The organism is Paraburkholderia gardini (assembly GCF_907164575.1).
Lineage (GTDB): Bacteria > Pseudomonadota > Gammaproteobacteria > Burkholderiales > Burkholderiaceae > Paraburkholderia > Paraburkholderia gardini.
In genome coordinates, this window is record NZ_CAJQYY010000004.1 from 111,383 (window position 1) to 131,665 (window position 20,283).

The window sequence follows — 20,283 nt, forward strand, 5'->3', positions numbered from 1 at the left end:
ATTTTTTGCAGTCTCAGAAAGTTCTCTGCATGTTTACAATGCGAGAAGGTGCGCATTTTTGTCGCGATATGGCGACATGCACGGATGGCCAGCCGCAACGCCGTCACCTCCTCGACTACCGACACTCGAACACATTGGAACATCTGACCATCGCCCAGCGTAATGCCCACAACGCAAAGCTCGCGAGCTATGCGAACCGGCCGCTTGCGTTCCTTTTCCGCTTTATCCGCCGCCATCCGGTCTCACATACAATCGTCCTGTGCAGCGTGTTCGCGGCCGTGGGATGCGCGCTCGCGTCGCAATACGCGATCAAGCATCTCATCGATGTGCTTGGCGAAGGCCGTCATCACCCGGGCCCGCTGTGGGGCGCGTTCGCGATCCTGGTCGGCCTGATCGCCGCCGACAACATGCTGTGGCGGATCGGCGGCTGGGTCGCCGCGCATACGTTCGTCGCCGTCACGGGCGACCTGAGGCGCGATCTGTTCCAGTATCTGAGCGGCCATTCGCCCACTTACTACTCGGAAAAGCAGCCGGGCATGCTGGCGAGCCGGATCACGGCAACCTCGAACGCGGTCTATACCGCGGAAAACACCACCGCGTGGAACGTGCTGCCGCCGTGCATCGCCGTGCTCGGCGCCATCGTGATGATCATCGCCGTCAATCCGCTGATGGCGGGCGGCCTGATGCTCTGCTCGGCGATCCTCTCGATCGTACTCTACAAGCTCGCGGGGCGCGGTTCGGCGCGTCACCATCACTTCGCGTCGAAGGCGGCGTCGGTCGACGGCGAGCTCGTCGACGTGATCAGCAACATGGGCCTCGTGCGCGCATTCGGCATGACGCTGCGCGAACAGAAGCGATTCGGCGCCACGGTCAAGGCCGAGATGGATGCGCGCCAGCAAAGCCTGCTCTATCTCGAGAAGCTGCGCCTGCTGCACGCGGTCATCACGGCGCTGCTGTCGGCGGGGCTGCTCGGCTGGGCGCTGTGGCTCTGGGATCAGGGCCGCGCGACGTCGGGCGACATCGTGCTCGTCAGCTCGCTCGGTTTCACGATCCTGCACGGCACGCGGGATCTTGCCGTCGCGCTCGTCGACGTCACGCAACACGTGGCGCGTCTCGCCGAAGCCGTGAAGACGCTGCTCGAGCCGCACGGCATGCCCGATCGCAAGGATGCCGTGGAACTCGTGCCGCAAGGGGGGCGCGTCGACTTCGAACGCGTGACGTTCGCGTATCCGCGGCGCCGGCCGATTCTCGATCACTTCGACCTGCATATCGAAGCCGGCCAGCGCGTCGGGTTGATCGGCAAGTCGGGCGCGGGCAAATCGACCGTGCTCGCGCTGCTGCAGCGTTTCTACGACACCCAGGGCGGACAGATCAAGATCGACGGCCAGGACATCGGCGGCATTACGCAGGACAGCCTGCGCCACTCGATTGCGCTCGTGCCGCAGGATATTTCGCTGTTCCATCGCTCGGTGTATGAAAACATCGCGTATGGCCGCCCCGAGGCAACCCGCGACGAGGTGCTGGCCGCCGCGCGCGAAGCGCGCTGCTCCGATTTCATCGATGCGATGCCGGAAGGCTATGACACGATCGTCGGCGATCGCGGCGTGAAGCTGTCGGGCGGTCAGCGCCAGCGCATCGCCATCGCCCGGGCGATCCTGAAGAACGCGCCGATCCTGCTGCTCGACGAAGCGACATCCGCGCTCGACAGCGCGTCGGAAGAAGCCATCCAGATCGCGCTCGACCGGCTGATGGTGGGCCGCACGGTGATCGCGATCGCGCACCGCCTGTCGACGCTGCACAACTTCGATCGCATCATCGTGATGAGTACGGGCAAGGTCGTCGACGACGGCACGCCGGAGGAACTGCGCAACCGTCCGGGGCTCTATCGCGATCTGCTGTCGAAGCAGTACGGCAAGGGAACGACGCTGCACATCGGCGGCAAGAAGGTCGACGAACAGCACGTGGCCTGAGCAACGCGCAAGGCCGCAGCGTTGCCACGGGTGATGTAAAGCAAAAAGCCGCTTCGAAAGGAGCGGCTTTTTTACTGGACGCCATGCGCAGCGTCTGCTGCAAACCGCGCGACGTCGCGCGCGTCAATCGGCGAGCGAAACCCCTGCGTGCTTTCGCACGGGCTCCACCGAGCCGGCTGCCTGCAGGTCGCGCATGAAATTGTCGCGCCACACGGAGACGTTGTTCTCACGCAGTTGCGCCATCATCTCCCGGTAGCGCGACTGACGCTCGGCAAGCGGCATCGCAAGCGCGGTGGCCAGCGCTTCGGCCATGCCGTCGATATCGACCGGATTCACGATCAGCGCGCCGTTCAGCTCCTGCGCCGCGCCCGCGAAGCGCGAAAGCACCAGCACGCCTGGATCGTCCGGGTCCTGCGCCGACACATACTCTTTCGCGACGAGGTTCATGCCGTCGCGCAGCGGCGTCACGTAGCCTACGTGCGACGCGCGAAAGAGCGCCGCCAGCACCTGCCGCTCGTATTGCCGGTGGATATAACGGATCGGCGTCCAGTCCAGTTCGGCGAAACGACCATTGATGCGGCCCGATTCGCCTTCCAGCTGCACACGGATGTCCTGATACGCGTGCATGTCGGCGCGCGTCGGCGGCGCAATCTGCACGAACGACACCTTGTTGCGCTGCGCCGGCGACTGTTCCAGCAGACGCTCGAACGCGCGGAAACGCTCGACCAGTCCCTTGGAATAATCAAGCCGGTCGACGCTCATGATCAGCTTGCGCGCGTGCAACGTCGCGCGCATCGTGCGCACCGGTTTACCGCTCTCGCCTGCTCTCGCCAGTTCCGCGATTTCGTCCGGATACACGCCAATCGGATAGGCCGCCGCGTGAAGCGTGCGGCCGAATGCCTGAACCGTCGTCGGACGGCCGTTTGCCGGTGCGTCGGCCGTGCCGTTCGCCTCATGCACGATGTAATCGCAGAACGAACGCAGGTCGGGTTCCGTCTGGAAGCCGAGCAGATCGAACGAACACAGCGACTCGACGAGCTCGCGATGCGGCGGCACCGCGAGCAGCACCTGCGAAGCGGGAAACGGAATGTGCAGGAAAAAGCCGATGCGGTTCTTCACGCCCGCGGCACGCAGCGCCTTCGCGAACGGAATCAGATGATAGTCGTGTACCCAGATGACGTCGTCAGGGCGCAGCAGCGGCACGAGTTGCTGCGCGAGCCACGTATTGACGCGGCAATAGCCTTCGAAATCGTGCCGGTCGTACTGTACGAGATCCGCGCGATAGTGGAACGCCGGCCAGAGCGTTGCATTCGAAAACCCGCGGTAATACTGGTCGTAATCGCGCCGCACGAGGCCGATGGTCGCGAACGTCACCGGTCCGCGCTCCTCGACGCTGATCCGCGGCTGACCGGACGGCAGCACGTCGCCGCTCCAGCCGAACCACATGCCGCCGGTTTCCTTCAGCGCGTCATAGACGCCGACTGCCAGCCCGCCCGCCGCGGGGCCCCCTTCCGAGATCGGCGCGACCCGGTTCGATACGATGATCAGTCGACTCATGAAGCGCAATTCTCACGCTGAAAAAAACAGTCACTGCGACGGAAGTGCCGCATGAACGTCACGCCTTGCCGCCTGCCGCGACAACCGCGGCGAGCCAGTCGATCAGCGCGCCGACCGAGTCGAGCCGCGTTCTGGCGACCGAATCGCCGCCGCCGACCTTGATCGACACGCCGCCGCGCTCGTTGACGACGACGAAGCCTTTCTCGTCGGTCAGGTCGTCGCCGGCGAATACGGGCGTGCGACCGGTGAACGGAGGCTCGTCGAGAAAGGCGCGCAACGCGCGACCCTTGTCGACGTCCTTCGGCTTGATTTCATAGACCATCTTGCCGGGCTGGAGCACGTACGCATCCGGATATTCGGCGACGAGGCGACGGGTGGCCTCGCGAGCGACGGGTTCACGCTCGGGCGCATTGCGATAGTGCAGCGCGACCGCGGCGCCCTTGATCTCCAGCAGCATGCCCGGATTCGTGCGGACGACCCCGGCGAGTTCCTGCTCCATGCGCAGCAGCCGGTCGTCGTTAAAACCCGTGCGTTGGGTGTCGCCGTTCGCGTCACGCCGCTCGGCGCCGTGCAGCCCGGCGATCGGCATGTCGGGCATGCCGAGAAACGAATCGATGCTGTCGATGCTGCGCCCCGAAACGATCGCGACCGCGCCGTTCGTGAGACGCTGCAGCACGCCCAGCAGTTCGATGACCCTGGGTTGCACCAGCACGCCGTCGGGCGTCGGCGCCAGCTCGACGAGCGTGCCGTCGAAGTCGAAGAAAAAAGCCGTCTCGCTCGGAGACAGAACAGCCGGGAGTGCTCGCATCGTGTTGTCTTGCCTTTCAGCCGCTTGCAGCCGGAAAAGTGTGCGCATCTTACCGCGCATCCACCAATTTTTCGAGAAGGTAAGGTTCACGCGCTGGCTGGCCGGACATCGGCGCCCGTCCGTCAAACCGATTTCGTTCAAAAACAGAACAATCCGGTTTCATGCAGCTTTCAGCCACATGTGGCATTTTGCCCTGGTCGCCCCGTGCAAACAGGCGCACGGACGCATTGTCCGACGAATTGCGATAAAGTCGCAGGCACCGCGCGTTGCGCGGAACGCGGCCGTTGTCCTGGAAACTGCAACAGCGCACCTTTCTTCCGCATTGCCTGATCGAGTTATCGAGATCCCATTTGTTCCCTTCCGCCCCATCCAGCCGCCAGACACAGCGCCAGCGTGACCTGTCGCACGAGGCCGCAAACCGGCCGCGCGCGAAGCGCATCGTGTCGCGTGGCCTGCTTGCGCTGCTTGCCACCGCGTTCACCACGCTGGCCGCCGGCGCACTCACGGCCTGCTCGCACGACAGCACGCCGTGGCAGTTGACGAACGTGACCGGCCACCTTCCCGACCTGCAGTTCGCCCTGACCGGGGACGACGGCAAGCCCGTCACCGGCGACACCTTCAAGGGCCGCGCGGCGCTCCTCTATTTTGGTTATACGCACTGCCCGGATGTCTGCCCGGAAACGATGGGCCGGTTGATGCAGGTGATCGACCGGCTCGGCCCGGATGCGCAGCAGGTGCGCATCCTGTTCGTGACCGTCGACCCCGCCCGCGACTCGGCGCAGGCGCTGCACGATTACGTCGGCGCGTTCGATGCGAAGCACGCGTACGGACTGACGGGCAGCGACGCCGAAATCGAAGGGCTCGCAAAGCGCTATCGCGTCGCGTACCAGATGGAAAAGCGCGACCCGAAAGGCAATTACGAAGTCACCCACAGTTCCGCCGTCTACGTGTTCGATGCAGCGGGCCACGCGCGCCTGCTTGCCACCGATCACGATTCGCCCGACGCTATCGCCCACGATCTGCGCCGTATCATTGACGCTCGTTCCTGACCTACGCCAACCATGACGCTCATGCCGACCAAGACCTCCATTTCGACCACACTGGCTGCACTCTTCGCGGCCACCACGCTTCTCGCTGCCACCGCCCACGCGGCCGGCGTGCAAGCCATCACGACGCAAAACGCATGGGTTCGCTGGCTGCCGAACAACCTGCCTGCCGGCGGTTACGTGACGCTCGTGAATGCAAGCGACAAACCCATCGATCTCGTCGATGTTTCGAGCGACGACTACGGCAGCGCGATGCTGCACGAGACAGTCTCGAACGGCTCGACGCAAAAAATGGTGATGGTGGACAAGCTCACCGTACCGGCGCACGGCGAGGCGAAGATCGCGCCCGGCGGCTATCACGTGATGCTCGAGGAACCGAAGCACAAGATCGCGCCGGGCGACACGGTGCATCTGAAACTGACGTTCTCCGATGGCGAGACGCTGAACACGCCGTTCGCCGTCAAGTCGCCCTCACAGACGAAGTAACGCCGCGCGATGAACCTGCTTGTCTGGCTCGAACCCTGGGAGTTTTCGCCGACGGTCGTCGTCGCGGTTGTCTTGACGGCCGTGCTGTTTGCCCGCGGCGTGAGCAAGGCGAAGGTGTCGATCGCGCGACAGCTGTCGTTCTGGTTCGGGCTGATCGCGCTGTACGTCGCGCTGCATACGCGACTCGATTATTTCTTCGAGCATGAATTTTTCATGCATCGCGCGCAGCATCTCGTGCTGCATCATCTCGGGCCGTTCTTCATCGCGCTGTCGTATCCCGGCGCGGCGATCCGCGCGGGCATTCCGTTTTCCTGGCGCCAGCGTTTCGTGCGTCCCGTTCTGCAAACGCGCGTCGTGCGCGCGACGCTCGACGTGGTCATGCATCCGGTCGTCGCGGTTGTGCTGTTCGTCGGACTGATCTATTTCTGGCTGCTCTCGCCGGTGCATTTCGTCGCGATGCTCGACTGGCGGCTTTATCGCGTGATGAACTGGAGCATGGTGATCGACGGCCTGCTGTTCTGGTGGCTCGTCCTCGACTCGCGCGCGGCGCCGCCGGCGCGGCTCTCACCCGGCCGGCGCGTGCTCATCGTGATCGCGGCGATTCCGCCGCAAATCCTGCTTGGCGCGTTCATCTTCTTTTCGTCGCACGAACTGTATCCGGTGTATTCGATCTGCGGACGCGCGTTCACATGGCTGAGCCCGATGCGCGACCAGCAGATCGGCGGCCTGCTGGTGTGGATTCCGGGTTCGATGATGAGCGTGATCGGCGCGCTCATCGCACTGCGTCACTGGATGCGGCTTTCAGGCCGCGGGCGACTGCGCGACGGGCGTAAGGCGCCGGCGAAGGCTGCGAACCCCGCGCATTCGCGCGCCTCGCCCGCCGGCCAGCCTTGACTTGACGGCCCGATTCGCGACGCGCGCGGCTCAGGGGAGCGCATTCTGCTCAGGCGGAGCGCATCCAGATGTGCGGGATGCCGTCTTCTTCGTGGACGTCTGAAATCGCTTCAAAGCCGAACGCGCCGTAAAACGGCTGCAGATGCGCCTGCGCATGCAGACGGATCGGCGTGGTCGGCCATTGCCTGGCGATATATTCGAGCGCGCATTCGAGCATTCTCGTACCCAGCCCCTGACCGCGAAAATCCGCGGTGGTCAGCACGCGACCGATACGGATATCGGTTTCGCTTTCGTCCGGCAGGAGCACGCGGAGGTAACCGGCTAGCTTCGCGCGCGGCGCGCCCGGACCGTACGCAAGGAGATGCCAGGCCTCGGTGTCGAGGCCGTCGATGTCCCCATACAGGCAATTCTGCTCGACGACGAAGACCGCGCTACGCGCGGCCAGCATGTCGTAGACCTCGGCGGGGGTCAGGTCGTCGAAGGCTTTCCAGCGCCATTCGATCATCGGTTGCGACAAGGTCTGATCCATATCAATCTGTTTCGAGGAGGCGCTTGCGCGCACATCAAAGCCGGATTATGCCGCGCCGCGCGTCTGAAGGCCAATATGGTGTCACCCTGTATGCCGATCGCAGGTCATTTTGAACGGCTGGTGCGTGCGCAAGTCAGTTTTGAACAAACCGGCCTATAACGATGAAGGACAGCACGTTGCCCACCCTGTTGAAGCAGGAGTTGCCATGACCGACGTCATCACTGAAATTGCACGCTTTAACGCCGGGCGCGATCCAGAACGGCTCGCGATGAAGTACGCGAGCATGCGCACATCGGCGTTCGTCTTTCTGCGCGGCACGTGTCACCTGTTCTACGCGCGGATGCCCACAGGCGGCGTACTCGACCATATCCCGCAGACGTGGATCTGCGGCGACATGCATCTGGAAAATTTCGGCAGCTACAAGGCCGACAACCGCCTCATCTATTTCGACATCAACGACTTCGACGAAGCCTGCCTCGCGCCGTGCCTCGCGGAACTCGTGCGTCTGCTCACGAGCGTGCTCACCGCCGCGGACGGCCTGCACGTCAGCCGTGCCGAAGCACTCGCGCTCTGCCACACCGCGATCGACGCATACAGCGCCGCACTGCGCTTTGGCAAGGCACGCTGGATCGAAGAGGAACTGGCGACCGGCATGGTGCGTGAGCTGTTCGACGCGCTGCACGAACGCACGCGCGTCGACCACCTGAACCGGCGCACGGATCTGAAAGGCAAGAAACGGACGTTAAAGGTCGACGGGAAAAAAGCGTTGCCCATCGACGATAAAACGCGCGCCGCCGTAACCGCGTTCATGAAGGCGTTCGCCGCGAGCGAGCCGGACCCGTCGTTCTACAGGATGATCGATATCGCGCGACGCATCGCGGGCACAGGCAGTCTTGGCGTCGATCGATATGTGATGCTCGTGGAAGGCAAAGGATCGTCGGACGGCAACTATCTGCTCGACCTGAAGGAAGCGTTGCCTTCTTCGGTCGCGCCTCATGTGAAGACGAAGCAACCTGCGTGGGACACCGAAGCGCAGCGCGTCGTCGCGATCCAGCAGCGCGCGCAAGCGGTCTCGCAGGCGTTCCTGCACGTGGTCGAATTCAACGGCAAGCCGTATGTATTGCGAAGCCTGCAACCGTCGGAAGATCGAGTGACGCTCGCGAACTGGAACGGCAAGCTGTCGCGGCTCGAATCGGTCGTGAACAACATGGCGGAATTGAGCGCGTGGTCGCAGCTACGCAGCGGCGGTCGCCAGGGCTCCGCCATCGCCGATGAACTGATTGCATTTGGCAACCGTACCGACTGGCAGATGCCGCTCATCCAACTCGCGGTGCAATGCGAGGCCCAGGTGGAAGCCGACTGGCACGCGTATTCGGATGCGTATGACCGTGGTGTTTTTGGGGCGAGCGCGAAGCGCTAGCGATCGCGTCGAATTTCGAGCCTGCGTGATGCGCGTGCGGAGTCAGCATGGCACTTCGCGTCGTACTGCTTCGGATTGACCTGCGTCGAAGGAAGATATGCGGAAAAAAGAAAAGCCCCGATTTTTCGGGGCTTTTCTTTCAATGCTGGAGGCGCGAGCCGGAGTCGAACCGGCCTAAACGGCTTTGCAGGCCGCTGCATAACCGCTTTGCTATCGCGCCGTAAGCGGACTGCCGAACCGTGAAAACGCGCTGCATTTTGACGATTCGCAGATTTGTGCGATGGCCAGATAACCAACCGGCCTTCCAAACAAAAAGGGAAGCGCTGCTTCCCCTTGTGTATGGAGCGGGAGACGAGGCTCGAACTCGCGACCTCAACCTTGGCAAGGTTGCGCTCTACCAACTGAGCTACTCCCGCGTTGTACTTCACTGCTAACAACGCCCTGCCATTTTCACTGCTGCAAAACGCTGCTTCAAAATCTGGAGCGGGAGACGAGGCTCGAACTCGCGACCTCAACCTTGGCAAGGTTGCGCTCTACCAACTGAGCTACTCCCGCGTTGTGCTGCTGCTTTGCTGCCTTCCGCTGCAGAACCGCTTGCACCGGAGAGACGAGATTATGTACAAGGCGCTGAAACGTGTCAACCCCTTTCCAGCGAGAGATCGCGCGTGATTTAAACGATCCCGCCCCGCTCACGAATCTGCGGCCATGCCAGCTTCATGTAGTACAGCATCGACCAGATCGTCAGCACAGCGGCGAGATAGATCAGCCAGCAGCCCCACACACGCGTATCGATCGAAAACCCCGCGACGAGCGGCACCGGCTCCCACAACAGCAACATCGGAATGGCGACCATCTGGCACGCCGTCTTGAACTTGCCGAGCGAATTCACCGCGACGCTTTTCGACGCGCCGATCTGCGCCATCCATTCGCGCAGCGCGGAAATCGCGATCTCGCGGCCGACGATCACGAGCGCGATCGCCGCGTCGAGCCGGGCGAGCTGCACGAGCACGAGGAGCGCGGCGGTCACCATCAGCTTGTCGGCGACCGGGTCGAGAAACGCGCCGAACGCCGACGTCTGGTTCCATTTACGCGCGAGATAGCCGTCGAACCAGTCGGTCAGCGCCGCCAGGATGAAGATCACCGCGGCCGCGAGATTGCGGTGCGGGAGGCTCATCACCGAGTCATTCAGATAGAAGACGCCCACGACGAGCGGGATCAGTACGATCCGCAGCCACGTCAGGAAAATCGGAAAATTAAACGGCATGGGCGGGGGCCACGTCAGACAAGGGAGATGCAATTGTGCCGTGTCGCCGGATATGCCACAAGCAAAGGGACGCGCGGCGCGCACGCTTCGGCCCGTGGTCACGCGGTTTCGCGGCGCGGGTGCCGGTCGCGGCGTCAGTGCAGTTGACGGTAAATCTGCTCGGCAAGCGCCTGGGAAATGCCCTCGACGCTCGCCAGATCGTCAACGCTCGCCGCCACCACGCCGCGCAGCCCGCCAAACCGCGCGAGCAGCCGCTGACGGCGTTTCGCGCCCACGCCCTCGAGTTCCTCGAGGCGTGACGTCTGCCGCGTCCTGGCGCGTTTCGCGCGCATCCCGGTGATCGCGAAACGGTGCGCTTCGTCGCGGATCTGCGCGACGAGCATCAGCGCGGCGCTTTCCTTGCCGAGTTCGAGCGGCAGGCGGCCGCCCACGAAGATCAGCGTTTCGAGCCCGACCTTGCGCCCTTCGCCTTTCGCGACGCCCACCAGCATGTCGGTATCGAGCCCGAGCTCCGTGAACACCTGGCGTGCGATCTCGACCTGGCCCTTGCCGCCGTCGATCAGCACGATCGTCGGCAACGTGCCGCCCGCGGCGACGGGTTCGGCGGCATCGGGCGTGACGGCTGGGCCGGCGGTGTCTTCGGGTTGCAGCGTGGCCGCTTCATCGGCGGCATTCTGCGCGGCCTGCGCGACCATCTTCTCGTAGCGCCGCGTCAGGACCTGGCGCATGGCGGCGTAATCGTCGCCGGGCGTGATGCCGGTGATGTTGTAGCGCCGGTACTCGCCCGACTGCATCTTGTGATGGTGATACACGACGCACGATGCCTGTGTGGCCTCGCCCATCGTGTGACTGATGTCGAAGCATTCGATGCGCAGATGCGCGAGATCTTCACATTCAAGACCCAGCGTATCGACGAGCGCCCGCGTGCGCGCCTGTTGCGAGCCCTGCTCCGAAAGCAGCCGCGCAAGCGCGAGCCGCGCATTCTGCACAGCCATCGCGAGCCAGACACGCTTCTGGCCCTGCGGCTGCCGCAGCAGCGTGACCTTGTGGCCCGCCTGTTCGTTCAGGAGATCAATCAGCTCGCGGTTGGCAGGCGCGTGGCTTACGACGAGCACCGGCGGAATCCGGTTGCCCAGGTAGTGCTGCGCGATAAACGCGTCGATCACCTCGCCTTCGATGCCTGGGCCGCGTGGCGTGTCGCCTGCATCCGTATCCGCCGTATCTGTATCGGCATCTATATCCATTTCCGCAGGAAGCGCCTGCGCCATGACAAGCGCATCCGGCACATCCGAAGCATCGGCTTCGACGGAAACAGCCGGCGCGGTCAGCGCGACGTCGGCGCTTTCCGCGGCGAGGCCGCCTTCGCCGGCCGTCAGCGCGGCTTCGACATGCGTCGGGAAATACGCCTTGTCGCCGAGATGGCGGCCGCCGCGCACCATCGCGAGATTCACGCACACACGCCCGCCCAGCGCGACGACCGCAAGAATATCGACGTCGCTCTCGCTGCCGGTTTCGATCGCCTGCTGATGCAGCACAGTCGAGAGCGAACTCATCTGGTTGCGCACCGCCGCCGCCTGTTCGAACTTCAGATCGACGGCGAACGCATGCATCTTCTGTTCGAGTTCCTGCATCACTTCTTTCTGCCGGCCGAGCAGGAAGCGCGACGCGTTCGCCACGTCGCGCGCGTAGTCTTCCTCGCTGATCGCGTTGACGCACGGCGCGGTGCAGCGCTGGATCTGATGCAGCAGACAGGGCCGCGTCCGGTTGTTGAACACGGAGTCTTCGCAGGTGCGTAGCTGGAACACACGCTGCAGGATCTGGATGCTTTCGCGCACCGCCCACGCACTCGGGAACGGACCGAAATACTGGTTCTTTTTATCGACGGCGCCGCGGTAATACGCCATGCGTGGAAACGTGTGGCCCGTCAGCTTCAGGAACGGATAGGACTTGTCGTCGCGAAACAGGATGTTGTAGCGCGGCGCGAGTGCCTTGATCAGATTGTTCTCGAGCAGCAGCGCTTCGGCTTCCGAACGCGTGACGGTCGTCTCGATGCGCGCGATGCGCGTCACCATCATCGCGATACGCGGCGACAGCAGCGTCTTCGTGAAGTAACTCGACACACGTTTCTTGAGATCGCGCGCCTTGCCGACATACAGCACGGCGCCATGCGCGTCGTAATAACGGTAGACGCCCGGCAGGTGCGGTAACTGGGCCAGTATTTTTTTGGGCTCGAAAGCGTCGGAATCGGTCATGCAGGATCAGGCTGGGCGCCGCGCGCAAGCACGCGGAATCGGGGGCAAGTGCTTTAGAATCGCCAGTTTAGAACATTCCGCGCGCGTCCGAACAACGTCCGCCGGCCGCCATGTCCGCTCCGACTGTCTCCAGCTCTCCTCCGCCCGCCGGCATCGCGTGCGATATCTTCTGCGCGGTCATCGATAATTTCGGCGACATCGGCGTCTGCTGGCGCCTCGCTCGGCAACTCGCCGGGGAACACGGCTGGCAGGTGCGCGTGTTCGTCGACGACCTCCACGCGTTCCAGAAACTTTGCCCTTCGCTCGTCGTCGAGCGCACGCGCCAGTCCATCGAAGGCATCGTGATCGAGCATTGGCACACGCCATCGCATGCCGGCGATACGCTCGAAATCGCGGATGTCGTCATCGAGGCGTTCGGCTGCGAGCTGCCGTCCGCGTATGTCGCGGCGATGGCCGGACGTGAGCGCACACCGGTCTGGCTGAACCTCGAATACCTGAGCGCGGAAGACTGGGTCGCCGATTTCCATCTGCGCCCGTCGCCGCATCCGCGCCATGCGCTCAGGAAGACGTTCTTTTTCCCCGGGTTAGGCCCGGGAACCGGCGGCGTCCTGAAAGAGCGCGGGCTCGACGCGGCCCGCATCGCCTTCGAATCCTCCGACGCCGCGCGCGCCGCATGGTGGCAGCAGGCAGCGGGCGTACGGCCCCCCGCACCGGAGGCGACGGTCATTTCGCTGTTCGCCTACGAAAACCCGGCCGCCGACAGCCTCCTCGAACAATGGCGCGATAACCCGGGCGAAATCGTCCTGCTCGTGCCGGAAGGCCGTATTTCAGGCGCGGTCGCGCGCTTTTTCGGGCTGCCGTCGTTCGCGGCGGGCACGCATGCGCGGCGCGGGCACCTCACCGCCCACGCGCTCGCCTTCACCGACCAGCGCGGATACGACGCGTTGCTGTGGGCGAGCGACGTCAACTTCGTGCGCGGCGAAGATTCGTTCGTGCGCGCGCAATGGGCGGCAAAACCGTTCATCTGGCACATTTATCCGCAGGCCGATGACGCCCATCTGCCGAAGCTCGACGCCGCCCTCGCCCACTATGCCGGCCCGCTGCCGGACACGTCCCGCGAAGCGCTCGCCCGCTTCTGGCACGCGTGGAACGGCGTGGGCACGCCGGACTGGGCGAAATTCCAGCGCCACCAGGCAGCCTTCGAAGCCCGCGCCGCCGGATGGGGGCGCGAACTTGCGGGCGTCGGCGATCTCGCTGGAAATCTGGCCGGATTTGCAAAAAGTCAGTTAAAATAAGCGGTTATCCAACGGCCGACGACTCAAGCGCGGCCCGATTGCAGCGACGCGCCAGACCTGAAACCGGCGCTTTTTGCTGGATCGGCGCCATTCGTATGCGCCTGAATGGGTAACCCCGGGATAACCGCCGGGGTAAGCACCGGGCACCGGACGCGTTTGCGTCGTATGCCGTTGAGCACAAAAGTTGAAGCTACTTATTTCGTACAGGACAGTTTTATGAAGATCGCACAGGAACTCCGCACCGGTAACGTCGTGATGATCGGCGCAGACGCGATGGTCGTGCAGAAGGCCGAATACAACAAATCGGGCCGCAACTCCGCCGTCGTGAAGATGAAGTTCAAGAACCTGCTGACGGGCGCAGGCATGGAATCGGTCTACAAGGCCGACGACAAGTTCGACGTCGTGCTGCTCGAACGCAAGGAAGTGACGTACTCGTACTTCGCCGACCCGATGTACGTGTTCATGGACGCCGACTACAACCAGTTCGAAGTCGAAGCCGAAATGATGGGTGATGCGCTGCACTACCTCGAAGACGGCATGGCTTGCGAAGTCGTGTTCTACAACGAAAAGGCCATCTCGGTCGAACTGCCGACCACGCTGGTCCGCGAAATTCTGTACACGGAACCGGCTGTCAAGGGCGACACGTCGTCGGGCAAGGTTCTGAAGACAGCAAAGCTGAACACCGGCTTCGAACTGCAAGTGCCGTTGTTCTGCAGCATCGGCGACAAGATCGAAATCGATACGCGTACGCACGAGTACCGTAGCCGCGCCTGATTGAGCGCCGGATCTGCCCCGCCGTTTCTTCGAAGCGGCGAATCGCGAAAAGCGCCCCTCGGGGCGCTTTTTCTTTTTTGCACGACCGTGTATGGTTTAAGCAAACTTTACCGGCCCGACGTGAAAATTTTCCGGTGTCGATACAACCGATATCTGTCCGGGGCAGACAAAACGTTGATAAATATGAATATTTCTCTTTGGCACGCTCTCTGCTTATGAAAGAAGTCACTCCCGACTGCACGGCGCAATCAGAGCCGGTGAAGTTTGCCTGATCCAAAGCAGTTGCCATCGCACCTGTCGACACGCGCGTGATGTCTGAGCGAAGCGCGTGCCGGCAGGGATTTCCGATCAATTGAAAAGTGCGTCCGCCATGCCACACGCCCTGATTGTCGAAGACGATCCCAATAGCCTGTCCGGGCTGTCCGCCATCCTGGCCGCCGACGGTTTCTCCGTCGACACCGCCACGACGCTCGCTGAAGCGCGCGCCGCGCTGGCGCGCTTTATCCCCGACGTCGTTCTCGTCGACCTGAACCTGCCGGACGGCAGCGGGCTCGACCTGCTCCAGCATCTGCCCGCGCAACCGCCCGGCGGCGCCCTGCCCGTCATCGTCATGACCGGCAACGCAACCGTCGAAAGTGCGATCGAGGGCTTGCGGCACGGCATCTGGGACTACCTGTTGAAGCCGGTCAACATTCCGCGTCTGCGCAGCCTGCTCGCGCGCATCCCCCGTCCTTACGAGCTGACCGAAGAGGTTCAGACGCTGCGCGCGGCGCTGCGTCTCATGGGCCGGTTCGGGCCGATGGTCGGCCGCAGCAGCGCGATCCAGCATGTCTACGACACGATCGAGCACATCGCGCCAACAGAAGCCGCCGTCCTGATCTCGGGCGAATCCGGCGCGGGCAAGGAAGTGGCCGCGCGCACGCTGCACGAGATGAGCCGGCGTCGCAAAGGTCCGTTTGTCGTGTTCGACTGCCAGACGGCCGCCGCGACGGCGGGCGACCGGCCGCTCGACAGCCAGCTCTTCGGGCACGAGCGCGGCGCGTTCAGCGGCGCGGATCAACGTGAACCGGGCCTCTTCGAGCAGGCCAGCGGCGGTACGCTGTTTATCGACGAAATTTCCGGGTTGCCGCAGCCGCAGCAGGAAGCGCTGCTGCGCGCACTCGATTCGCAGACGTTCATGCGCGTGGGCGGCACGAATCAGCTCGTGACCGATTTCCGCCTGATCGCGTCGACCCGCAAGGTGCCGCGCGCGGCGGTCGCCGAAGGCTCGCTGAACGAAGACCTGTGGCTGCGTCTGGATGCCGCCGCGCTCAGCCTGCCGCCGCTGCGCGAACGCGGCGACGATGCCGCACTCTTCGCCGAGGCGCTCGTCGACCAGCTCAATCACGAGGCCCATGCTCGCGGCCTCACGGGGACGACGAAGCTGATTGCGCCAAACTTCATCCGCGAATGTCTCGCGTATGACTGGCCGGGCAACGTCCGCGAATTGCAGGATCGCGTGAAGCGCGCGTACATCGCATCGGGCGACGTGCTCGAGTCATTGCACGCCGACGAAGCCGGCACATCCGGCACACGCGAACTCAACGGCAGTCGCGTGCAGGTGACCGTCGGCACACCGCTCGCGGACGTCGAGGAAATGCTGATCCGCGCGACGCTCGATGCAGTGGGCGGTACACGACATCGAGCGGCATCGCTGCTCGGTATCAGTCCGAAAACGCTCTACAACAAGCTGCAGCGGATGCGTCTGAATTAGGACTGTGGTCCCGCAACGGTGAACGACAAAACGCCCGCGTCAGCTCACAACTGGTGAACTGACGCGGGCGTTTTTACGCGCGAACGTCGCGCGCGAACTTCGCCTCAGGGGAACGTGTTACGTAGCAGCGTCTTTGCCTGCTGATATTCCGGCTCGGCCATCAGCCTGCTCCATTTGAGCGCCTTGCCACGCGGGCGCATGGCCTTCAGTCGCTGACGCGATTCCTTCGACGGCGTGAAGCGCAGCGCATCCAGCACCTTTTCGGCTTCTTCGGGCTGGTTGCAGATGAGGACCATGTCGCAGCCCGCCTGCAACGCAGCCGTGGCGGCCTCGGTCAACGTGCCGCCCTGACGCGCGGCTTCCATCGAGAGATCGTCGCTGAAAATCGCACCCTGGAAGCGCAGACGCTCGCGCAGGATGTCCTGCAGCCACACACGCGAAAAGCCGGCTGGCTTCGCGTCGACCTGCGTATAGATCACGTGCGCCGGCAACACCGACGCCAGCGACATTCCGAGCCAGTCGTAAGGCGCGACATCGTCCGCGAGAATCGCTTCGAGCGGACGATCGTCGGTCGGCATCGCGACGTGCGAGTCGGCCCCGGCATAACCGTGCCCCGGGAAGTGCTTGCCGCAGTTCGCCATGCCGGCCAGCGCAAGCCCGTGATTCAGGCTTTTCGCGAGCATCGTGACGACGCGCGGATCGCCATGAAACGCGCGGTCGCCGATCACCTGCGACTGGCCGTAGTTCAGATCGAGCACCGGCGTGAAGCTCATGTCGATGCCGCACGCGCGCAACTCCGACGCGAGCACGTAGCCGACTGCCGTCGTGACCTTCGTCGCGTGGAGCACGTCCCTGTCCCAAAGCGCGCCGAGCCTGCCCATCGCGGGCAGCACCGTGAAGCCGTCGGTGCGAAAGCGCTGCACGCGGCCGCCTTCGTGATCGACGGCGATCAGCAGGTCGTCGCGCACCGCGCGGATCGCATCGGTGAGCGCATGCAGTTGCGCGCGGCCCTCGAAGTGCCGCGCGAACAGGATCACACCGCCGGTCATCGGGTGCGCGAGACGGCGCACATCGTCAGTGGTCAGCTGTTTGCCGACCACATCGAGCATCACGGGTCCAGGAGCATATTTCATCTGATTTGTGGCAACAGGTATGAAGCGCGGCCTGACGCCGCGCTGGATGGATTCGGGTGAAGTTCAGGAAGCAGCAGGACCGGCGACTTCGGCGATCACGAACGACACGGCATAGTCGCGTTCGTCGCTGATCGTCACGCGCGCCGTGATGCCGCGCGCGTCGAGCCACTCGGCCAGTTCGCCCGAGGCGACGACCATCGGCTTGCCGCTCGGCTCGTTGAGCGTCTGCAGCGCGCGCCAGGTCATCGGCCAGCGCATGCCGAGACCGATCGCTTTCGAAAACGCTTCTTTCGCCGAAAAGCGCGTCGCGAGGAACGCAAGACCGCGTGCCGCCGATCGCGCATGGCGGGCGTGATAGATGCGCAGTTCGTCCGCGCCGAGCACTTTCCCGGCAAAGCGGCCGTTGGTGCGCTCCATGACCGCCGCCACGCGGCTTACCTGAACGATGTCGGTGCCAATGCCGTAGATCGTCATGCCGTGGTCGCCGTTTCAGTTATCGAAGGAATCACGCGCTGGCGCCGAGACGCGCGGCGACCATGATCGCCTTCATCTCGCGCACTGCGTTGTCCCAGCCGGCGAAGATCGCATGCGCGACGATCGCGTGACCGATATTCAGTTCGACGATGCCCTCGATCGCCGCGATCTGCTGGACGTTCGTGTAATGCAGGCCATGACCCGCGTTGACCTTGATGCCGAGCGAGCGTCCGAACGCAACGCTACGCACGACGCGTTCGTATTCGCGCTGCTGCTCGCCCGCGTCGTGCGCGTCGGCGTAACGACCTGTGTGAAGCTCGATGACCGGCGCGCCGGCTTCATGCGCCGCGCGAATCTGCGTTTCGTCCGGATCGATGAAAAGCGACACGCGCGAACCCGCGTCCGCGAGTTGACGGCACGCCGCGCGCACGGCCTCGAACTGGCCGGCGACGTCGAGACCGCCTTCGGTCGTCAGTTCCGCGCGCTTTTCGGGCACGAGACAGACGTCATGCGGTTTCACTTCGCATGCGATGTCGAGCATTTCCTGCGTGACGGCGCATTCCAGATTCATCCGCGTTTTCAGGAGCGGGCGCAGCGTGCGCACGTCGGCGTCGACGATATGGCGGCGGTCTTCGCGCAGATGCAGCGTGATCGCATCGGCGCCGGCTTCCTCGGCCGCGAGCGCCGCGCGGATCGGGTCGGGATAGGAGGTGCCGCGCGCGTTACGCAGCGTGGCGACGTGATCGATGTTCACACCGAGGTCGATCACGCCAGGAGACGTCAGAAAGAAGCTCATAGGCTCTGCAGGTCGATCAATATCTGGCGCGTCGCGAGCGGCGTGCCGGCAAGGTAGGTATTGAGCAGGAAGCGCATCAGTGTCCTGCTCTGCGAGATTGTCTGAGGACGATGGTAATCGTCCTGCTCCATGTCGAGCAATGTCTGTCCGGCAATCACCGGCCATTGCGCGGGAAGCTCACCGGACGCTTCACGCACGCCGCGCTCCGGATCGAACACATAGCGTCCGTCCGCCACGACCGCGCGACGCGTGACGGTACGATCGAGCGCCATCGCATAGCCAGTTTCCCGCAGCAGCACGCGCTCGAACGAACGCAGCACCTGCACGGGCGGCTCGTCATGCGCGAGACGCGTCATCGTGACGACATAGTGATGGAACAGTTGCGGATGCGGATCTTCGCGTGCGCAGAATTTGACGAGCAGCTCGTTCACGTAGAAGCCGCACAGGAGCGCGTCACCCGCGAGCGGCAGCATGCCGCCGACCCACTCCGCGCCCGTCAACGTGCGCACTTCCGACTTGCCGGACCACGACAGCGCGAGTGGCTGGAACGTCTGCAGGACACCGCGCAGCGCCGAATGCGGACGCTTCGCGCCTTTCGCGACGAGCGCGAGACGGCCGTGATCGCGCGACAGCACGTCGACGATCAAGCTGGTTTCGCGATACGGATAGCTATGAAGGACAAATGCGGGCTGTTCGGCGACCCGGTAATCGGACGCCGACGCGCGCGAAGGACGGCGCGCGGGCGCCTTGCGCGCCTCGCCTTCGCCGCTGCTTTTCGCAGAAGAGGATTTGCGGGCCCGGGAAGGCGCTGGCGCCGGCGCAGCCGGTTCGCCGTCGTCGTCCGGATCGGCGCCGGGTTGCAACGTCACCCAGGCGTCATTCGTACCCATAGGCGCGAAGTCCGGCTTCGTTATCGGCCCAGCCGCTTTTCACCTTGATAAAGGTTTCGAGGTACACGGGGCCGTCGAAGAGCTTTTCCATGTCGAGACGCGCTTCGGTGCTGATCTGTTTCAGCTTCGCGCCTTTCTGGCCGATGATCATCGCCTTGTGCGTGTCGCGCTCGACCATGATCGTCGCGAAAATACGGCGCAGGCGCCCTTCCGTCTCGAATTTGTCGATCAGCACGGTGCTCGTGTACGGCAGTTCGTCGCCCGTCCAGCGGAAGACTTTTTCGCGCAGGATTTCCGCGGCAAGAAAACGCTCGCTGCGATCGGTCAGATCGTCTTCGCCGTAGATCGGCGAGCCTTCCGGCAGGAACGGCTTCACCGTCGACATCAGGCGCCTGATGTCGTCGGGGTTCTTCGCCGACAGCGGCACGATCTCGTTGAACTGGCGCAGCGCGCTCACCTGTTGCATGAAGGGATACAGACTGTCCTTGTCGGACACGCGGTCGAGCTTGTTCGCGATCAGCAGCGTGGGCACCGACGGCGGGATCAGGTCGAGCACCTTCTGGTCGTCCGGACCGAAACGGCCGGCTTCGATCACGAACAGGATGGCGTCGACGGATGTCAGCGTCGAGGTGACCGCGCGATTGAGCGAACGGTTCAGCGCGCCGCTGTGCTTCGTCTGGAAACCCGGTGTATCGACGAAGATGTACTGCGCGTCTTCGAGCGTGTGAATGCCGGTGATGCGATGGCGCGTGGTCTGCGCCTTGCGCGACGTGATGCTGACTTTCTGGCCGACAAGCGCGTTCATCAGCGTCGATTTGCCGACGTTCGGGCGGCCGACGATCGCGACCATGCCGCAACGAAAACCAGGGGGAGTGGGAGCGTTCATATTCGGGCTACAGCAGGTTCGGGTGGACGCGCGGCAGGGGTACGACCCGTGCGGCG

General features: G+C 63.7%; 18 protein-coding genes and 3 tRNA genes. 8 read left to right on the forward strand and 13 right to left on the reverse strand.

Going from position 1 to position 20,283, the window contains the following annotated elements; all coding sequences use genetic code 11:
* Nucleotides 1–134 precede the first annotated feature (134 nt).
* A complete protein-coding gene (locus tag LPA34_RS04865) occupies nt 135–1,970 on the forward strand; it encodes an ABC transporter ATP-binding protein (protein ID WP_228975509.1) in 1,836 nt (611 codons plus the stop codon).
* Between the two features lie 123 nt (nt 1,971–2,093).
* On the opposite strand, the gene otsA is transcribed toward LPA34_RS04865, so the two are convergent.
* A complete protein-coding gene (gene otsA / locus LPA34_RS04870) occupies nt 2,094–3,527 on the reverse strand; it encodes an alpha,alpha-trehalose-phosphate synthase (UDP-forming) (RefSeq protein WP_228975511.1) in 1,434 nt (477 codons plus the stop codon).
* 58 nt (nt 3,528–3,585) lie between these two features.
* Nucleotides 3,586–4,335: a trehalose-phosphatase gene (otsB, locus tag LPA34_RS04875; protein ID WP_228975516.1), complete on the reverse strand. Its 750-nt coding sequence runs from the start codon at nt 4,333–4,335 to the stop codon at nt 3,586–3,588.
* Nucleotides 4,336–4,772: 437 nt separating this feature from the next.
* Here otsB and LPA34_RS04880 point away from each other — a divergent pair, with 437 nt between their 5' ends.
* Genes LPA34_RS04880 through LPA34_RS04890 form a run of 3 tightly spaced genes read left to right on the forward strand, consistent with a single transcriptional unit; the run spans nt 4,773 to nt 6,761 of the window.
* Nucleotides 4,773–5,384 (forward strand): SCO family protein, encoded by a 612-nt coding sequence (locus LPA34_RS04880; protein ID WP_407672499.1) that lies wholly within the window; start codon nt 4,773–4,775, stop codon nt 5,382–5,384.
* Between the two features lie 21 nt (nt 5,385–5,405).
* Nucleotides 5,406–5,867 (forward strand): copper chaperone PCu(A)C, encoded by a 462-nt coding sequence (locus tag LPA34_RS04885; RefSeq protein ID WP_228975517.1) that lies wholly within the window; start codon nt 5,406–5,408, stop codon nt 5,865–5,867.
* Between the two features lie 9 nt (nt 5,868–5,876).
* The gene (locus LPA34_RS04890; RefSeq protein WP_228975519.1) at nt 5,877–6,761 is read left to right on the forward strand and encodes a cytochrome c oxidase assembly protein; all 885 of its coding nucleotides are present in this window, start codon (nt 5,877–5,879) and stop codon (nt 6,759–6,761) included.
* Nucleotides 6,762–6,810: 49 nt separating this feature from the next.
* On the opposite strand, the gene LPA34_RS04895 is transcribed toward LPA34_RS04890, so the two are convergent.
* Nucleotides 6,811–7,290: a GNAT family N-acetyltransferase gene (locus tag LPA34_RS04895; RefSeq protein WP_228975520.1), complete on the reverse strand. Its 480-nt coding sequence runs from the start codon at nt 7,288–7,290 to the stop codon at nt 6,811–6,813.
* Nucleotides 7,291–7,495: 205 nt separating this feature from the next.
* On the opposite strand from LPA34_RS04895, the gene LPA34_RS04900 reads away from it, so the two are divergent.
* Nucleotides 7,496–8,710, forward strand: a complete 1,215-nt coding sequence (locus tag LPA34_RS04900; protein ID WP_228975522.1) for a DUF2252 domain-containing protein — start codon at nt 7,496–7,498, stop codon at nt 8,708–8,710.
* 146 nt (nt 8,711–8,856) lie between these two features.
* Here the strand turns inward: LPA34_RS04900 and LPA34_RS04905 are convergent.
* From LPA34_RS04905 to uvrC, 5 genes are all read right to left on the reverse strand, one after another.
* Nucleotides 8,857–8,930 (reverse strand) — tRNA-Cys (locus LPA34_RS04905).
* 120 nt (nt 8,931–9,050) lie between these two features.
* Nucleotides 9,051–9,126: transfer RNA gene (locus LPA34_RS04910), tRNA-Gly, on the reverse strand.
* Between the two features lie 63 nt (nt 9,127–9,189).
* Nucleotides 9,190–9,265, reverse strand: a tRNA-Gly gene (locus tag LPA34_RS04915).
* A gap of 115 nt (nt 9,266–9,380) precedes the next feature.
* Nucleotides 9,381–9,974, reverse strand: coding sequence for a CDP-diacylglycerol--glycerol-3-phosphate 3-phosphatidyltransferase (gene pgsA, locus LPA34_RS04920; RefSeq protein ID WP_228975524.1), 594 nt, complete (start codon nt 9,972–9,974; stop codon nt 9,381–9,383).
* A gap of 134 nt (nt 9,975–10,108) precedes the next feature.
* Nucleotides 10,109–12,226: an excinuclease ABC subunit UvrC gene (uvrC, locus tag LPA34_RS04925; RefSeq protein ID WP_228975528.1), complete on the reverse strand. Its 2,118-nt coding sequence runs from the start codon at nt 12,224–12,226 to the stop codon at nt 10,109–10,111.
* 110 nt (nt 12,227–12,336) lie between these two features.
* Here uvrC and earP point away from each other — a divergent pair, with 110 nt between their 5' ends.
* The 3 genes from earP (at nt 12,337) to LPA34_RS04940 (ending at nt 16,048) form a co-directional block, all read left to right on the forward strand.
* The gene (gene earP, locus LPA34_RS04930; protein WP_228975529.1) at nt 12,337–13,521 is read left to right on the forward strand and encodes an elongation factor P maturation arginine rhamnosyltransferase EarP; all 1,185 of its coding nucleotides are present in this window, start codon (nt 12,337–12,339) and stop codon (nt 13,519–13,521) included.
* A gap of 216 nt (nt 13,522–13,737) precedes the next feature.
* A complete protein-coding gene (gene efp, locus LPA34_RS04935; RefSeq protein WP_090529246.1) occupies nt 13,738–14,295 on the forward strand; it encodes an elongation factor P in 558 nt (185 codons plus the stop codon).
* A 370-nt stretch (nt 14,296–14,665) separates the two neighbouring features.
* Nucleotides 14,666–16,048, forward strand: coding sequence for a sigma-54-dependent transcriptional regulator (locus LPA34_RS04940; RefSeq protein ID WP_228975531.1), 1,383 nt, complete (start codon nt 14,666–14,668; stop codon nt 16,046–16,048).
* Nucleotides 16,049–16,152: 104 nt separating this feature from the next.
* Here LPA34_RS04940 and nagZ read toward each other — a convergent pair whose 3' ends face one another.
* The 5 genes from nagZ to era form a co-directional block, all read right to left on the reverse strand.
* Nucleotides 16,153–17,181 carry a beta-N-acetylhexosaminidase gene (gene nagZ / locus LPA34_RS04945; RefSeq protein ID WP_228975533.1) on the reverse strand — a complete coding sequence of 343 codons (1,029 nt, stop codon included), beginning with the start codon at nt 17,179–17,181 and terminating at the stop codon, nt 16,153–16,155.
* A gap of 63 nt (nt 17,182–17,244) precedes the next feature.
* Nucleotides 17,245–17,655 carry a holo-ACP synthase gene (gene acpS / locus LPA34_RS04950; RefSeq protein ID WP_228975535.1) on the reverse strand — a complete coding sequence of 137 codons (411 nt, stop codon included), beginning with the start codon at nt 17,653–17,655 and terminating at the stop codon, nt 17,245–17,247.
* Nucleotides 17,656–17,686: 31 nt separating this feature from the next.
* Nucleotides 17,687–18,451: a pyridoxine 5'-phosphate synthase gene (gene pdxJ / locus LPA34_RS04955; protein ID WP_228975536.1), complete on the reverse strand. Its 765-nt coding sequence runs from the start codon at nt 18,449–18,451 to the stop codon at nt 17,687–17,689.
* Nucleotides 18,448–19,341 carry a DNA repair protein RecO gene (gene recO, locus LPA34_RS04960; RefSeq protein WP_228975538.1) on the reverse strand — a complete coding sequence of 298 codons (894 nt, stop codon included), beginning with the start codon at nt 19,339–19,341 and terminating at the stop codon, nt 18,448–18,450. The genes pdxJ and recO overlap by 4 nt, the downstream gene beginning before the upstream one ends.
* Nucleotides 19,328–20,227, reverse strand: coding sequence for a GTPase Era (era, locus tag LPA34_RS04965; RefSeq protein ID WP_228975539.1), 900 nt, complete (start codon nt 20,225–20,227; stop codon nt 19,328–19,330). Before era ends, recO begins: the two co-directional genes overlap by 14 nt.
* Nucleotides 20,228–20,283 lie beyond the last annotated feature (56 nt).

What these genes read in the sequence shown, in the direction of transcription:
- era (WP_228975539.1), bottom strand. Translation starts at nt 20,227, where the DNA reads ATGAACGCTCCCACTCCCCCTGGTTTTCGTTGCGGCATGGTCGCGATC.
- LPA34_RS04885 (WP_228975517.1), top strand. Translation starts at nt 5,406, where the DNA reads ATGCCGACCAAGACCTCCATTTCGACCACACTGGCTGCACTCTTCGCG.
- nagZ (WP_228975533.1), bottom strand. Translation starts at nt 17,181, where the DNA reads ATGAAATATGCTCCTGGACCCGTGATGCTCGATGTGGTCGGCAAACAG.
- efp (WP_090529246.1), top strand. Translation starts at nt 13,738, where the DNA reads ATGAAGATCGCACAGGAACTCCGCACCGGTAACGTCGTGATGATCGGC.
- LPA34_RS04895 (WP_228975520.1), bottom strand. Translation starts at nt 7,290, where the DNA reads ATGGATCAGACCTTGTCGCAACCGATGATCGAATGGCGCTGGAAAGCC.
- uvrC (WP_228975528.1), bottom strand. Translation starts at nt 12,226, where the DNA reads ATGACCGATTCCGACGCTTTCGAGCCCAAAAAAATACTGGCCCAGTTA.
- pdxJ (WP_228975536.1), bottom strand. Translation starts at nt 18,451, where the DNA reads ATGAGCTTCTTTCTGACGTCTCCTGGCGTGATCGACCTCGGTGTGAAC.
- otsA (WP_228975511.1), bottom strand. Translation starts at nt 3,527, where the DNA reads ATGAGTCGACTGATCATCGTATCGAACCGGGTCGCGCCGATCTCGGAA.
- LPA34_RS04940 (WP_228975531.1), top strand. Translation starts at nt 14,666, where the DNA reads ATGCCACACGCCCTGATTGTCGAAGACGATCCCAATAGCCTGTCCGGG.
- pgsA (WP_228975524.1), bottom strand. Translation starts at nt 9,974, where the DNA reads ATGCCGTTTAATTTTCCGATTTTCCTGACGTGGCTGCGGATCGTACTG.
- LPA34_RS04890 (WP_228975519.1), top strand. Translation starts at nt 5,877, where the DNA reads ATGAACCTGCTTGTCTGGCTCGAACCCTGGGAGTTTTCGCCGACGGTC.
- otsB (WP_228975516.1), bottom strand. Translation starts at nt 4,335, where the DNA reads ATGCGAGCACTCCCGGCTGTTCTGTCTCCGAGCGAGACGGCTTTTTTC.
- recO (WP_228975538.1), bottom strand. Translation starts at nt 19,341, where the DNA reads ATGGGTACGAATGACGCCTGGGTGACGTTGCAACCCGGCGCCGATCCG.
- acpS (WP_228975535.1), bottom strand. Translation starts at nt 17,655, where the DNA reads ATGACGATCTACGGCATTGGCACCGACATCGTTCAGGTAAGCCGCGTG.
- LPA34_RS04900 (WP_228975522.1), top strand. Translation starts at nt 7,496, where the DNA reads ATGACCGACGTCATCACTGAAATTGCACGCTTTAACGCCGGGCGCGAT.
- earP (WP_228975529.1), top strand. Translation starts at nt 12,337, where the DNA reads ATGTCCGCTCCGACTGTCTCCAGCTCTCCTCCGCCCGCCGGCATCGCG.